This window comes from Vibrio variabilis, from assembly GCF_003263785.1.
Taxonomy (GTDB): domain Bacteria; phylum Pseudomonadota; class Gammaproteobacteria; order Enterobacterales; family Vibrionaceae; genus Vibrio; species Vibrio variabilis.
Genome location: NZ_JYJK01000047.1, coordinates 1 through 14,716, shown reverse-complemented (window position 1 = coordinate 14,716; position 14,716 = coordinate 1). Strand labels below are relative to the sequence as shown.

The following is a 14,716-nucleotide window of genomic DNA, read 5'->3' as shown; positions in this document are numbered from 1 at the left end:
AATAAACGCCCTCAATATGGAGGGCAATACTAACCATCTGACTGATTAGATTAACCAGACATCAAATTGTTCATTTCCAAAATCGGCATTAGGGTCGCCATCACAATAAACAGTACTAAACCTGCCATTAAGGCGATCAGTGCTGGGGTGAAAATGCCAAGGGCGATGTTCACCGTTGATTCAAAGTTTTGGTCTTGGTTGTCAGCCGCACGCGTCAGCATGCTCTCTAGCTCACCACTTTGCTCACCACTGGCGATCATATGCAGCATCATAGGCGGGAACAGCTTGGTTTGCTCAAGTGCCTTACGAAGACTTGCCCCTTCTCGCACATTGTCGGCTGCTGTGGACACTTGCTTCTTAGCAAAATGGTTGGTCATCACGTCCACAGAGACTTTCATCCCCTCTAGGATAGGAATGGCACTCGATGTACAAATCGCTAAGGTGCGCGCAAAACGCGATGTATTCAGGCCACGAGCAATTTTACCAATGAGAGGAAGCCCTAACACTTTGGTGTCCCAGCTCATGCGAATCGATGGCTTACGAAGTGCAACTTTGATTAGGTACAAGGTCAAAGTAAAACCACCAAGCAGCAATAAGCCCCACTCTTGAATAAAGTCACTAGAAGAGAGCAAAAACTGCGTTGACGCTGGCAGCTCTTGCCCCATTTGCACAAATTGACCGACAATTTTAGGCACCACGGCCGCGAGCAAAAATGCCACAATTGAGACTGCAAATACCACCAGCACGACAGGGTAAATCATCGCTTGTTGCAGCTTAGAGCGCATTTTCTGACGGTTCTCAGCGTAATCCGCGAGGCGCTCCAAAATAGAATCTAGGTGACCCGACTTTTCACCGGCTGCCACCATGGAGCGAAATAGCTCATCGAAGACGTGTGGATAATCAGCAAGACTGTCAGACAGCGTATAACCTTCGGTGACTTTAGAGCGAATGGCGGCCAGCATAGTGCGAATACGTGGCTTTTCCGACTGCTCAGACACCGCTCGCAAACACTCTTCCAACGGCATGCCTGATTGAACCAAGGTAGATAGCTGGCGAGTTATCAGAGCCAAATCAGGCGTGCTTAAACCACGTTTAAACATCGGTTTCGCATTGGCTGCGCCCGATGAATTTGACGACGCTTTGCCTTTGGCTTCAACAATATCAACCGGGATGAGGCCTTGCTCTTTTAGACGCTGACGAGCCTGACGAGCATTATCACCTTCAATCAGCCCTTTGACTTGCTTACCTTTGGCATTGAGTGCCTTATATTCAAATGCTGCCACTTACGCTTCCTTAGTCACGCGCATGACTTCTTCAAGCGAGGTCACGCCGAGTCTGACTTTATGGAAGCCATCATCACGGATACTTGGGGTATGAGAGCGTACGGCTTTTTCAATCGCTTGTTCACCTGCTTCGTCATGGATCAGTGATTGCACCTTGTCATCGACCATTAACAGCTCATGAATACCCGTACGGCCGCGATAGCCTTTTTGATTACAACGCTCACAACCCACCGCTTTGTGCAGCGTTAGCGGCTCAGACTCCGCAACACCAAACAACTGCTTAGTCGCTGTGTCCGCTTCATATGGCTGTTTACAGTCATGGCACAGAGTACGCACCAAACGCTGCGCCAGCACACCCAGTAGCGAAGAGGAGATCAAAAATGGCTCAATACCCATATCACGCATACGCGTGATCGCACCTACGGCTGTGTTGGTGTGTAAGGTAGACATCACCAAGTGACCGGTCAATGAGGCTTGTACGGCGATTTGCGCCGTTTCTAGGTCACGGATCTCACCCACCATCACCACATCGGGATCTTGACGCAAGATAGCACGCAAGCCTCGAGCGAAAGTCATATCGACTTTAGGATTCACCTGAGTTTGACCAATGCCATCAATATCAAATTCAATCGGGTCTTCAACAGTGAGGATATTGCGCTCATTGCTGTTGATCTCTTGTAAGCCCGCATACAGCGTGGTCGACTTACCCGAGCCTGTGGGACCGGTGACCAAAATGATGCCGTGAGGGCGCCCGATAAGATGCCTAAAGTTGGCGTGGTTATCTGCCGTCATACCTAAGCTGTGCAGGTCGAGGCGAGTGGCGTTTTTGTCTAATAGACGCATGACCACACGCTCGCCGTGCGATGATGGCATCGTTGATACACGCACATCCACTGCTCGACCACCGATACGCAGTGAAATACGACCATCCTGTGGTACGCGTTTTTCAGCGATATCCAGCTTAGCCATGACCTTAACGCGCGATACCAAAAGCGGTGCCAGTTTACGGCTTGGCGCCAAAACGTCACGCAATACACCATCAATACGAAAACGGATCGACAGCACTTTCTCGAAGGTTTCGATATGGATATCAGACGCGCCTTCTTTGATCGCTTCGCCAAGCATGGCATTGATCAGTTTAATGATTGGCGCATCATCATCGGACTCTAACAAGTCTTCATCTTGAGGCAGCTCTTCTGCCAATGAGAAGAAGTCGTCACTGTCCGCGCCAATATCTTCCATCAACTGTCTCGCTTCAGAGGAGTCACGCTGGTAAGCCTGAGTTAACTTAGCATCAAACTCGCTCGACGGCAGTGCATGCAATGAAAACGGTTTTCGAAATACCCGCTTTACCTCCTGCAACGCATTGAGCGCCAGCGGTTCTACATAATAGAGAACCGACTGCGACTCTTGCGCTTCAAACACCACTTTAAAGCGATTAGCAAAGCTAAACGGCAAACGGTTTGCTAGCGGGCGATGCTCTGGCTTTCCATCATTACTTCGCTTCCACCTGATCAATAAACGCTTGGATCTCTGATGGGTAACGCGCCGTCTCATTAAACTCAGGCAATACAGGGATAAAGCCATCATCCATCAGCTTAAGGCCTTTGTCCGCTTTGAACAGCTGCTCAGCACGAATGTAGTTGTACTTACGCTGCGTGATACCGTCTGATGTCATGCCATCGCGAATGATGGTTGGCTTGATGAATACCATCAGGTTCTTCTTCTCAACCGTGGTCGAGGTCGACGTAAACAAGCGGCCAAGGTAAGGAATATCGCCCAAGAACGGCACTTTCGATTCACTCTCTGCTGCACGTTCGTCAATCAAACCACCAAGCACCAACATTTGACCATCTTGGATCATGACTGAAGTGTTGAGTTGACGCTTAGCAAAACGCACGTCAACGGCACCGTTCGCACCCAGGACGTTAGATACTTCTTGCTCAATATTCAGTTGAACCGAGTTACCTTCGTTAATCTGTGGGACGACTTTTAGCTTGATACCCACTTCCTTACGATCAACGGTTTGGAATGGGTTACTGTTATTTGACCCTGCGGTTGAACCCGTCAGAACCGGGACTTCTTCACCAACGATGAATGAAGCTTCACCGTTATCCATGACGGTAATGCTTGGCGATGACAGAATGTTCGAGTTTGACTGACTAGAAACCGCTGTGATGAGTGCCGTCCAGTCACCTAGCGCGATGCCTACAGCGGCACCTTGCACACCGCTCAATGCGCTTGCCAATTTAGAGAAGTCACCGGTTGTAGTCGTTTCTACGTTGTATGGGTTACCATCAGCATCGACACGCGTTTCCGTGGTCTTCTTATCTTTGGCTTCTTCCATACCCACCATCACGCTACCGATAGACGCACCAGTGTTACTAAACTGCACCACACTACCGCCGTTGACCGAGCCCCACTGAACACCAAGGTTAGCGCCATCAACATCAGCAAGTTCTACAATCAGCGCTTCAATCAAGACTTGCGCACGGCGAATATCCAGCTGAGAGATCACCTCAAGTAGCGCCTTCATAATATCTGGCGGTGCAGTAAGAACCAGTGCGTTGGTATCCGGGTGTGCGGCAATCATAACCTCCGTACGATTAGCCGTAGAGCCTGACTTCGAGCCTGCTTGCTTCTCTTTTTGCAGGTTGTCTGACACGCCTTTTAGCACATCGACCAAATCTTCCGCTTTGGCGTATTTTAGGTATTGAACACGGTTGTTGCCTTTGGTGGCCATTTCAATGTCCAGTTGACCAATCAAACGGCGCAAGCGTTGACGCACTTTAGGGTCACCGGAGATAAGAATGGAGTTGGTACGCTCGTCAGCCACCAGCTTAGGCTGCAAGAACGCAGGGGTATTCTTGGCATCTGTGGTTTTATTCAGCGCATCGACAATACGCACCATTTCTGCTGCAGACGCGTTTTTCAGCTCCACCACTTCCACTTCTTTGTCACCAGCTTGGTCAACACGCTGGATGATTTCCGCTAAGCGGTTTACCACCGCAGCGCGGCCGGTGATAAGAATGATATTCGCCGGGTCATAATGCACCACGTTACCCGCACCCGCATTATCATTGAGCTGCCTTAGCAGTGGTGACAACTCACGTACCGAGACGTTTTTAACCGCAACCACACGCGTGACCACAGTATCGCCTACGGCAATATCAGTATCACCGACAACAGGAATCGCGGAGGTTTTGGCGTCTTTGGCTTTGATGACTTTTAGGATGCCGTTATCCATCTCAACCACCGCGAAGCCATACACTTCAAGGACGTTGAGGAAAAAGCTGTAATACTGCTCTTCATTCAGCACGTCATAGCTGCGCACGTCGACTTTACCGCGCACGGAAGGATCGACGATGATGGTTTTGTCGAGGTTACGCCCAACAATATTGATAAACTCATGAAGGTCAGTGCCTTTAAAACTGGCGCTAAATTCATTGGCTGATACCGCGGGTGCCGCCATCAGGCTCCCCATCAATAACCAGGTACTTGTTTTAAGCCAACTTTTCACTTATTGCTCCCTTGTAATACGGTCGACATGACTAAAACTGAATGAAGATGTCATGTTGCTGTCCATCGCGTTCAACGGTGAGGTTTAACTCGGTTAGGTCGGTGATGGATTGATAAATCTGCCCCATCGCAGCAGGGTCGGTTAAGTCAGCGCCATTGAGTGCGATGGCGATATCGCCATTTTGCAAACCAACCGAATTGAACAGTTCAGGGTCACGCCCTGGGCTTACTCGATAACCTGCTACCTTGCCATCACGCTTTACTTGAGAAAGCCTGACGTATTGGAATATTTGCTGTGGATCTTGGGTAATGGTGTTACGGATCGCCGCTAACTTCTCTTCGGAGTCGATAGGATTATTGCCAGCGATATTAGAAGCGGCGGCTTTCGGGCGCTGATTCAACTCCAGCTTTTTATATTCTAAGCCTTCAAGCATGACGGTTTCATCACGGCCAGAGTTAGAAATGATGATCCGATCGATAAAAACCGCATTCACAGTCGCACGGGTTCCATCAATCTGTTCACCGATACCATAGGTGCCTTGCTTACCTCGATGAGCAACAACCGCAAGACTACGCTCTGGATTTGAGCTCACCACAGAACCAACGAGCACCACATTAAGACGAGTTTTAGGCGCATCAGTTACTACTGGCGCTTGCACCACTTTTTGCTCTTTGCTGTAACGGCCAAAGATATTGGCGTTATTGATATCTGACGATTGCAACTTAGCGGTTTGCACATGAGTTGCGGTACTTACCGCCGTTGGTGCGACCCAGCGTGTTACGGAGTGCGACTGCGGAAACAACTGCCACAACAAAGCCCCCGCGATCCAACAGGAGATAACAAGTAATATTAAGGTAACGAGAAGGCTAATTTGAGGCTGGTACTGCGTACAACGTCGTAAAAATGAAGTCAAAGAGGCAGCGGTCATGCCATTCGCCGATATAGATATTCCTTTCACCCTTTTAACTTCCTGCTAGATAATGAACTTTCCGATATTTCACTATGTTATAAATCTCGAAGATATAAGCAACTTTTTGCTCTTTGCTAACCGACAGACTATAGCATATCTGCTGTGACAGTAATGCTATTGCAAGTCTCGGGGTTGAATTTTTTAGACCTAAGCACCATTTAGTACACCAATAACAAGATAAATCTATCACTAGTTCAGTTTGGCTCACCAATACTGACTTAGAAAGTAGGATTCACAATGAGTTCCGAGAATAATTCCGTTCGTTTGGACAAATGGTTATGGGCTGCTCGCTTCTATAAAACCAGAAGTATCGCACGAAATATGGTCGACGGCGGCAAAGTCCACTACAATGGACAGCGCTCGAAGCCGAGTAAAATAGTGGAATTGGGAGCAGTCATCGCCCTTCGCCAAGGTAATGAAGAGAAAACCGTGGTCATTGAGCGAATCTCTGATCAACGTCGAGGTGCACCGGAAGCCCAGACTCTCTATAGCGAGACTTCAGAGAGTATCGCCAAGCGAGAAGACAACGCGTTGAAAAGAAAACTGCACGCACATAACCCAAGTCCTGAGCGTCGACCTGACAAGAAACAGCGTCGCGACATCATTAAATTTAAACACCAATAAGCTGGAGCTTCCTCAATGGCTAACAACATACTTAACCGCTACCTTTTTGAAGAACTGTCTGTGCGCGGCGAACTCGTACAACTGGATACAGCTTATCAAGAAATTCTATCAAGCAAGGACTACCCAGCTCCGCTACAAAAGCTACTTGGTGACTTGCTTGTATCCACCAGCCTTTTGACTGCGACACTTAAGTTTGAAGGCTCGATTACGATGCAGCTTCAAGGTGACGGTCCGGTATCACTTGCTGTCATCAACGGTGACCACAACCAAAAGCTTCGTGGTGTAGCGCGTTGGGAAGGTGACATTGCCGACGATGCTAACATCCATGACATGATGGGCAAAGGCTACCTAGTTATCACCATCACTCCTGACAAGGGCGAGCGCTACCAAGGTGTCGTTGGCCTAGAAGGTGACACTCTTGCTGAAGTTCTTGAAGGTTACTTCGAACGCTCTGAGCAGCTAAAAACACGTTTGTGGATCCGCTCAGGTGAGTTTGAAGGTAAACCCCATGCGGCAGGTATGATGCTACAGGTGATGCCTGATGGCACTGGTTCAGCAGAAGACTTTGAACACCTAGAACAACTAACCAATACAGTAAAAGACGAAGAGCTGTTTGGCCTAGAGGCGAATACGCTACTGTATCGCTTGTACAACCAAGACAAAGTACAAGTATTCGAGCCAAAACACGTTGAGTTTTTCTGTGGCTGCTCACGTGAACGCAGCGCGGGTGCCATTTCAACAGTAGCACAAGAAGAGATCATGGATATTCTTGCACAAGATGGCGAAGTCGCGCTTCACTGTGATTATTGTGGTACCACGTACGCTTTCGATGAACCAGAAATCAAAGCGATTTTTGCAGACGCGCAATCAGGCGCTGGTGATAACACCGTGCACTAAAATCTGAACGTTTTCAGACCCAAAAGCCAGTTCGTTAACGAACTGGCTTTTTTTGTTCGTTTTTTTTAACAATGTTGCAAAAAACATGAACAGAACATCTAACTAGAGGCGGTTTTAATGTGTTACATTTGATCTAGCGCAAAGGTTTGCTTTGAGGAGAAATCACCTAAATTCAATATGTGACAAAACACTTAAAACCATCAATAACTGATGACTAATTTTTGAACTACCTCCCTGTTTTCTCGGATATCCGTTGCTAGCATGGAGTTCAAAATAAAAAACAAAATAACAACTAAACAATTATTACTACAATTTTAAAATCCCTACAAAAAATCCAATAAGGAGCACCTATGACCGTTATGGACATTAACAAGGCTGCACAAATCGATCTAACCAAGTACGGAATCACTGGCGTAACTGACATCGTTCGCAACCCAAGCTACGAACAGTTATTTGAAGAGGAAACTCGCGAAGGTCTAGAAGGCTACGAGAAAGGCGTAGTTACTGAGCTTGGCGCCGTTGCTGTAGATACGGGAATCTTTACTGGACGCTCTCCAAAAGACAAATTTATTGTTAAAGACGCCACAACCGAAGAAAACATGTGGTGGACTAACGATAAAGTTAAAAATGACAACAAACCTATGTCCCAAGAGGCATGGAACGACCTTAAAACTCTGGTTACTGGTCAACTATCCAATAAACGTTTATTTGTGATCGACGGATTCTGCGGTACCAACCCGGATACGCGCCTATGCATTCGTATTATCACTGAAGTAGCGTGGCAAGCGCACTTCGTTAAAAACATGTTCATTCGTCCAACAGAAGAAGAGCTTGCTACTTTCGAGCCTGATTTCGTTGTGATGAATGGCGCTAAGTGCACCAACCAAAAATGGAAAGAGCACGGCCTTAACTCTGAAAACTTCACTGTGTTCAACCTAACTGAAAGAATGCAGCTTATCGGTGGTACTTGGTACGGCGGCGAAATGAAGAAAGGTATGTTCGCAATGATGAACTACTTCCTACCACTTCGTGATATCGCCTCTATGCACTGTTCTGCGAACATGGGTGAAGACGGTGATGTTGCAATTTTCTTCGGCCTTTCAGGGACAGGGAAAACCACCCTATCGACCGATCCAAAACGTGCGCTAATCGGTGACGATGAGCACGGCTGGGATGATGACGGTATCTTCAACTACGAAGGTGGCTGCTACGCGAAGACGATCAACCTATCGAAAGAAGCAGAGCCAGACATCTACAATGCGATCCGCAGAGATGCGCTACTAGAGAACGTGACTGTTCGCAATGATGGCTCTATCGACTTTGATGATGGTTCGAAAACAGAAAATACGCGTGTTTCGTACCCACTTCACCACATTGACAACATTGTGAAGCCAGTATCGAAAGGCGGTCACGCGAATAAAGTGATCTTCCTATCTGCTGATGCGTTCGGTGTTCTACCACCAGTATCTAAGCTAACTCCAGAGCAAACTAAGTACCACTTCCTATCAGGCTTTACGGCTAAGCTAGCGGGCACTGAGCGCGGCATCACAGAGCCAACGCCAACCTTCTCAGCGTGTTTCGGTGCTGCGTTCCTAACGTTACACCCAACGAAGTACGCTGAAGTACTTGTTAAGCGTATGGAAGCGGCTGGCGCTGAAGCTACCTGGTTAACACGGGTTGGAACGGCACAGGTAAACGTATCTCTATCCAAGATACTCGCGGCATTATCGATGCGATCCTTGATGGCTCTATCGAAAAAGCGGAAACCACTAATATCCCTGTGTTTAACCTAGAAGTACCAACTTCACTTCCTGGCGTGGATCCATCGATCTTAGATCCTCGTGAGACCTATGTTGACCCTCTACAGTGGGAAAGCAAAGCGGAAGATCTTGCTAAGCGTTTCATCGCGAACTTCGACAAGTACACCGATAACGCGGAAGGCCAAGCACTGGTTGCAGCAGGCCCGCAGCTAGACTAATAAGTTAGATAGAAATCCAACTTTTTAAACCCAGCCCCTCATTTAGAGGGCTTTTTTCATCCATACACGCTAAATTACTGTTTATGTTGAACGATTAGGCTTTGTCACTGTGGTAAGAAAGATTGTTGCACTGTTCGTTGCCCTCATGGCACTGGGTCTGCTTTCCATTTTGCTGGTATTTGGGGTATTGCACACTCAATACGCAAAGCCAATGGTCAGTTACGCGCTAGAGAAACTGCTCGATATCCATGTCACCAGTGAAGCCGTTCACTATCACTATCCTAATCAGATCACGTTTGAAAATGCTCGATTTGAGATTGCGGAGCAGCCGCCAATTGACGTTGCGACGCTCTCTGTTTGGTTGGCAGGTCATTTGTCGGCTCAACAACCGCTCACTGTTCAAGAATTGCTGATTGATGGCACGACTCTAAATGGCAAAGAACCACTACCGTTAGAGTTGATTGAACGCTGGCAGATCGAAAACCTGGCGATTGATCATATGGATTACAGCGACAGTGAACTGATCATCAACGATCTGCGCCTGCAAATAAAAGGACTTGTCGCTGGTGATTCACTTATGTCATCTCAAGGCGAAATCCAACTAGAGGCTTCTCAGCTTAATTATCAAGGCTCTGCGCTGCATGATGTGTTACTTGATGGCCTACTTGCAGGAAATGACCGCAAGCTGTACGGCGCTTCCTTCACATGGAACGGCGCAACTATCTCTACACAAGCACAAAAACTCGAACGTGGATGGTCATTAGTGAACACCACCATCAATCGCTTAAGCCTAGAGCAAACCCATCTTGATGATCCTTGGTTGTCTTTATTTCGGAAGTACGTTAATCACATCAACAGCCTTGATATTCTTAACTCATCGCTAAATTATAACGGCAGTAAGATCAGCAACATCAGCGCCTCTGTTGAGGGACTGGAGCTCGATAAAACGCCATGGTCTCAGCAGCAAGCTTACCTTTCTATCGATGCGGATCAAATCGTCTGGCAAGGATTTGAGTTTATCGAGCCAACGATAGAACTCTACGCTAGTAAAGATCAGATCCAAATAGCCGACTTAGATACACGGTTTGAGCAAGGGCGCGTACAAGTGTCGGGAGAACTCACCCCAACACAGTAAAGCTGGATAAGGTTAATATTGATGGCATCAAGTTTATCCAAGAATCTGGCGATGCCTCTTTACTGACTCTGTTTAATGACATCGACGTCAACGACATCAAGACGATCTCTATTGATAACGCGACCTTTAATCGCTCTCAGTGGATTCAATTGGCCAGTAAGCCATTTTGGCAAGTCACTGGCTTCAATATGGAGGCAAATGACCTCGTCCTTAAAAAAGACTACCAGTGGGGATTGTGGCAAGGAAAAGCAACGGCATCTGCCAATAGCGCCAGTATCGACAAGGTGCTCGCTAATCAGATCATTGTTGAAACCGAGAGCAAGCAAGGCAAGTGGCAGTTGAATCGCTTATTTGTCCCATTCGAGCAAGGTTATCTAACGGCCAATGCCGAGCTAGACTTTGCTGCGCCAAGCCAACCGCTTAAAGTCAGCGCCAACGCTTTCTCAATGCCTGTGCAGCTTACCCAGTACCTAAGTAGCCCTTCTGCGCTAGGGTTTACCGGTGCAGCTGATATCGAGTTAGAAATGAACGCTTTGATTGCTGATAAACATGCCTTCTCTCAAACAGTATCTGGAGCGCTTAGCGCGAATTTCTATAATACAGAAGTTATAACAGAACACGCTCAGGCGCCGTTTTCAGTCGATATTACCCCGCTGAAATTAACCGCAGATCGAGGGAGAGTTGAGCTGATGCCATTTAAGATTGTTAGCGAACATCTTAATGGTGAAACGAAGCAGAGTATTGATTTGAGCTCGCAGCCCCTTGAAGCTCTCAACATCGAGCTAACCGAGTCCTGTAAGAGCACTTATAAACTACACATGCTTACTGGCGATATCACCACAACACCAATAAAGAGCTGCCAATAAAATTAGCCCCCACCATGAGGTGAGGGCTAACCTGTTAACTCGACAGTAGTTTGTCGTGATAATTGGGTAAGAGCATGTAGGTGCCGACGAACTCGACTGCTGGCGTGTCATCACTGTAGATAGTTACGTTAATCACGATACGCGCCTTCTTACCTGCCGCTAACCGGTCTAAATCACCACTGATACCATCCAGAGACGTAACTGAGACCGGACTTGACTCTACTGGGTGTCGATAGCGAATTCGGCTATCTGCCAGCACGATATCCGCTACTAAACCACGCTCACGCATCAGTAGCCAAGTCATGCCCCAACCCGTTAACGTTGCCAACGTAAATGCGGAACCAGCAAACATAGTGTTATGCGGGTTGAGGTTAGGATTGAGCTGCGCACTGCATTCAAAGCGATAGCCAGTATATTGATTGATCTTAATACCCATCTTGTCGCTAATAGGTATTTGCTGTTCCCAGCGCTCTTGCAGCTCTGCGCACCATTCTGGTCTGCGAAGAACTTTGGCTAAAGGATCAAGCGGTTTCACCATCTGCTGGTGACGTACTGGCCCTTTCTGGTCGTTAAGCTCGCCTTGGCTGCTAAAGCCATTTTTCTCATAGAAAGAGATGGCGTCTTCTCGGGCATTACATACCAGGCGCTTAACGCCTTCTTGACGAGCAAAAGACTCGAGTGCAACCAACACTAATGAGCCCATGCCTTTGTCGCGACGACTGCTCTTTACCGCCATGTAGCGGATCTGGCCTTCATTGTCGGGCGTGATATACAAACGTCCAATCGCCATAGGCCTTCCGCGACCATCGACAATCATGCGGTGATGACTCATTTCGTCGTACTCATCACGCTCTGATCCCACCGGCAGTCGCCACGGCTCACGTAACATCTGCCATCGAAAGTGGTAGTACTTGCTGAGCTGATTTTCTGTCTTGGGAGTAATGAGTTTAAACATAGATATCCTTTCGCATGTAAACTTAACGCGTTACTCGTTTATACCTGCAACCAGAACGTTACAGGACCATCGTTGATGAGTGACACTTTCATATCAGCAGCAAATTGGCCGCGTTCTGTTGGTAATACCTGCTGACAATGGTCAGCAAAATAGTCATATAGTCGCTCAGCATCCGCCGGATGTGCGCCTTTAGAAAAGCCTGCACGAGTCCCTTTCTTGGTATCCGCTGGTAGCGTAAATTGTGAAACCACTAAAACGCTGCCATCCACATCCTTGACGTTTAGATTCATTTTGCCGGCTTCATCTTCAAAAACACGGTAGGTCGTGACGCGCTCAACCAAACGCTTTGCCTTGCTTCATCATCGTCCTTTTCAACACCTAACAAGACCAACAGACCTTTACCGATTTCGCCGACCGTTTTTCCGTCAACCTTAACAGCAGACTCACTCACTCTCTGTATCAGTGCTATCACTCGGTTGTTCCTTTTGGGTCAATTGCTTTTTTTCGGCTGTCGATTGTATCACGGGGCTATTTAGCCGCCAGTGTTCTTTCTCTCCTAGTGCAGCTGTGAACTCGGCACCGATCAAAACGATAAACCAACATAAATAGATCCAGAGAAAAAGGATTGGAATAGCCGCTAGCGCCCCATAAATCAGCTGATAAGAAGGGAACTGAGTAATGTAGTACGCGAAGCCTTTCTTACTCACTTCAAATAATAATGTCGCCACTGCAGCGCCAATAATGGCATGGCTTAAATAGACTTTCTTATTAGGAACGAGAACATAAAGCCCAGTGAATGCTAACAGTGCAAGAAAAGCTGGCAACCAGCCTAAAAAGAAACTAAACGCACCACTGAGTAGCTCATGCTCCAAGATCTTTAATGACGTGAGATAGGAGGTTCCTACAATACTGGCACCAACCAAGATTGGTCCAAGGGTCAATATCATCCAATACATAGAGAAGGAGAACACCGGACGTCGCTTTACTTTGACTCGCCAGATGTAATTGAGATTGTTGTCGATATTGGAGATGAGCATCAAGGCGGCGACAAACAAAAAACCACTACCTATTGCGGTCATACGACCGGTATTAGCAACAAACTCAGTGAGTGCCGTATACACAGCATCACCGGCTGCGGGCACAAAGTGTTGGATGATAAAATTTTGTAGCACTTCACCAACATTGGCAAATATTGAAAATGAGGACAACACTGACAACAGAACTGTCAACATAGGCACGATAGAGAGTAACGTGATATACGTAAGATAGCCGGCGTTGACATTCACTCGGTCATGAGACATGCGCTGAATCAAATAACGAACAAAGCACAGTAAGTGAGAGACAGGCTCTATGAGTTGACGAGGCAATTTGTCGTGCATTGTTCCTTAGCTCTCCTTGCTAATTGTAGTTGCAGTATGAGTTTGACACAGTTCAACAACAAACTCGACCCGCTGTTGTACAGACATTAACGGGATCTCAATAACTTGAAATCCTAAGCTTTGATACTGCAAATACAGCGCTTGATGAATCGACAGTGCTTCTTCAAATGGATAAGGGCGTAGTTCATCTTGTACATAAGTCTCACGAGTGGGCATACAAAACAAGACTGTCTGCTGATATCCTTTGTTAGCCTGACGAGAGATATCATCTGAAACTGGAAGATTTCCAAACCCCAAATAAGCGCATACGTCAGGTATAGCCCGGTCGAGAAAGCTGAGCTGTTTCGATTGTTGAGCAAGGTCTCTTTGAATAACCATTTCCTGGAAACACATTTCCGCAAAGCGTTCAAGTTGCGTCCACGGCAATACACCATCATCAAGTCTAGATTGCTGCTCAATGAGCAGCCTAGGAACCTCAGGAAATATCTGAAAACCCAGCTCCCCAAGCGCTTCTAGTAATGTGGTTTTTCCAGAACCTGGCCCACCCGAGATAATAAATGGTAGTTGTGAGCTCATAATAGATAACTAGTTCAGAAACATGCTTTAAAGTGTAACTGAATCAGTAGCAAAATCATGCTAATAGTAATAAATAGACAGGCTACGAAATTTAAGAGGGGTGCTGGTGCTCTGGTGGCTAAGGAATATAGACATCAGCAAGAGTACTCTGCCATTCGATTTATGATAGGAAATCTACAAACAACAGATACGAAAACGCCCCAGCTTATGCTGAGGCGCGGAAATAAAGCCTGGCGATGTCCTACTCTCACATGGGGAAGCCCCACACTACCATCGGCGCTATTGCGTTTCACTTCTGAGTTCGGCATGGAATCAGGTGGGTCCACAATGCTATGGTCGCCAAACAAAATCTTGTTTGGGTGCACCTTGCTCTGCAAGATGACTCTAAATACTGGTGCTGATACCCAGACTCGAACTGGGGACCTCATCCTTACCAAGGATGCGCTCTACCACCTGAGCTATATCAGCATCGTGGTTTGTCCTTAGGGACTAAAAAAGCCCGTTCTTTCAAACGGGCTCTTTCTAAAATTAAA

12 protein-coding genes, 1 tRNA gene, 1 rRNA gene and 2 pseudogenes are annotated in these 14,716 nt (G+C 47.1%); 6 read left to right on the top strand and 10 right to left on the bottom strand.

What is annotated here, in order from left to right; all coding sequences use genetic code 11:
• Nucleotides 1-50: 50 nt before the first annotated feature.
• Genes gspF through gspC form a run of 4 tightly spaced genes read right to left on the bottom strand, consistent with a single transcriptional unit; the run spans nucleotide 51 to nucleotide 5,731 of the window.
• On the bottom strand, nucleotides 51-1,283 hold the full coding sequence (gene gspF / locus TZ48_RS06685) for a type II secretion system inner membrane protein GspF (RefSeq protein WP_112478656.1): 1,233 nt from the start codon (nucleotides 1,281-1,283) through the stop codon (nucleotides 51-53).
• Nucleotides 1,284-2,798, bottom strand: a complete 1,515-nt coding sequence (gene gspE, locus TZ48_RS06680; protein ID WP_112478709.1) for a type II secretion system ATPase GspE — start codon at nucleotides 2,796-2,798, stop codon at nucleotides 1,284-1,286.
• On the bottom strand, nucleotides 2,779-4,803 hold the full coding sequence (gspD, locus tag TZ48_RS06675) for a type II secretion system secretin GspD (RefSeq protein ID WP_112478655.1): 2,025 nt from the start codon (nucleotides 4,801-4,803) through the stop codon (nucleotides 2,779-2,781). The genes gspE and gspD overlap by 20 nt, the downstream gene beginning before the upstream one ends.
• A gap of 31 nt (nucleotides 4,804-4,834) precedes the next feature.
• Complete coding sequence (gene gspC / locus TZ48_RS06670; RefSeq protein WP_112478654.1) at nucleotides 4,835-5,731, bottom strand: type II secretion system protein GspC; 897 nt, start codon at nucleotides 5,729-5,731, stop codon at nucleotides 4,835-4,837.
• 279 nt (nucleotides 5,732-6,010) lie between these two features.
• On the opposite strand from gspC, the gene hslR reads away from it, so the two are divergent.
• From hslR to TZ48_RS26600, 6 genes and pseudogenes are all read left to right on the top strand, one after another.
• Nucleotides 6,011-6,397: a ribosome-associated heat shock protein Hsp15 gene (gene hslR / locus TZ48_RS06665; RefSeq protein ID WP_042478583.1), complete on the top strand. Its 387-nt coding sequence runs from the start codon at nucleotides 6,011-6,013 to the stop codon at nucleotides 6,395-6,397.
• Between the two features lie 15 nt (nucleotides 6,398-6,412).
• Entirely contained in the window at nucleotides 6,413-7,294 is an 882-nt protein-coding gene (gene hslO / locus TZ48_RS06660; protein WP_112478653.1) for an Hsp33 family molecular chaperone HslO, read from the top strand.
• Between the two features lie 350 nt (nucleotides 7,295-7,644).
• Nucleotides 7,645-9,056 (top strand): annotated as a pseudogene (gene pckA, locus TZ48_RS06655) (phosphoenolpyruvate carboxykinase (ATP)); the annotation flags it as partial.
• A gap of 18 nt (nucleotides 9,057-9,074) precedes the next feature.
• Nucleotides 9,075-9,272: a hypothetical protein gene (locus TZ48_RS26275; protein ID WP_420822923.1), complete on the top strand. Its 198-nt coding sequence runs from the start codon at nucleotides 9,075-9,077 to the stop codon at nucleotides 9,270-9,272.
• Between the two features lie 109 nt (nucleotides 9,273-9,381).
• Nucleotides 9,382-10,407, top strand: a complete 1,026-nt coding sequence (locus TZ48_RS26605; protein ID WP_162674509.1) for an AsmA family protein — start codon at nucleotides 9,382-9,384, stop codon at nucleotides 10,405-10,407.
• 149 nt (nucleotides 10,408-10,556) lie between these two features.
• Nucleotides 10,557-11,273, top strand: a complete 717-nt coding sequence (locus tag TZ48_RS26600) for an AsmA family protein (RefSeq protein WP_476723314.1) — start codon at nucleotides 10,557-10,559, stop codon at nucleotides 11,271-11,273.
• Nucleotides 11,274-11,307: 34 nt separating this feature from the next.
• Here TZ48_RS26600 and TZ48_RS06640 read toward each other — a convergent pair whose 3' ends face one another.
• From TZ48_RS06640 to TZ48_RS06615, 6 genes and pseudogenes are all read right to left on the bottom strand, one after another.
• Entirely contained in the window at nucleotides 11,308-12,228 is a 921-nt protein-coding gene (locus TZ48_RS06640) for a bifunctional GNAT family N-acetyltransferase/hotdog fold thioesterase (RefSeq protein WP_112478650.1), read from the bottom strand.
• 38 nt (nucleotides 12,229-12,266) lie between these two features.
• Nucleotides 12,267-12,700, bottom strand: a pseudogene (gene dtd / locus TZ48_RS06635) (D-aminoacyl-tRNA deacylase).
• Nucleotides 12,672-13,607, bottom strand: coding sequence for a virulence factor BrkB family protein (locus TZ48_RS06630; RefSeq protein ID WP_112478649.1), 936 nt, complete (start codon nucleotides 13,605-13,607; stop codon nucleotides 12,672-12,674). Before TZ48_RS06630 ends, dtd begins: the two are co-directional and overlap by 29 nt.
• A 6-nt stretch (nucleotides 13,608-13,613) precedes the next feature.
• Nucleotides 13,614-14,183: an AAA family ATPase gene (locus TZ48_RS06625; protein ID WP_112478648.1), complete on the bottom strand. Its 570-nt coding sequence runs from the start codon at nucleotides 14,181-14,183 to the stop codon at nucleotides 13,614-13,616.
• 228 nt (nucleotides 14,184-14,411) lie between these two features.
• Nucleotides 14,412-14,527: ribosomal RNA gene (gene rrf, locus TZ48_RS06620) — 5S ribosomal RNA — on the bottom strand.
• 48 nt (nucleotides 14,528-14,575) lie between these two features.
• Nucleotides 14,576-14,651: transfer RNA gene (locus TZ48_RS06615), tRNA-Thr, on the bottom strand.
• Nucleotides 14,652-14,716: the final 65 nt, after the last annotated feature.

What these genes read in the sequence shown, in the direction of transcription:
- gspC (WP_112478654.1), bottom strand. Translation starts at nt 5,731, where the DNA reads ATGACCGCTGCCTCTTTGACTTCATTTTTACGACGTTGTACGCAGTAC.
- hslR (WP_042478583.1), top strand. Translation starts at nt 6,011, where the DNA reads ATGAGTTCCGAGAATAATTCCGTTCGTTTGGACAAATGGTTATGGGCT.
- hslO (WP_112478653.1), top strand. Translation starts at nt 6,413, where the DNA reads ATGGCTAACAACATACTTAACCGCTACCTTTTTGAAGAACTGTCTGTG.
- TZ48_RS06640 (WP_112478650.1), bottom strand. Translation starts at nt 12,228, where the DNA reads ATGTTTAAACTCATTACTCCCAAGACAGAAAATCAGCTCAGCAAGTAC.
- TZ48_RS06630 (WP_112478649.1), bottom strand. Translation starts at nt 13,607, where the DNA reads ATGCACGACAAATTGCCTCGTCAACTCATAGAGCCTGTCTCTCACTTA.
- TZ48_RS06625 (WP_112478648.1), bottom strand. Translation starts at nt 14,183, where the DNA reads ATGAGCTCACAACTACCATTTATTATCTCGGGTGGGCCAGGTTCTGGA.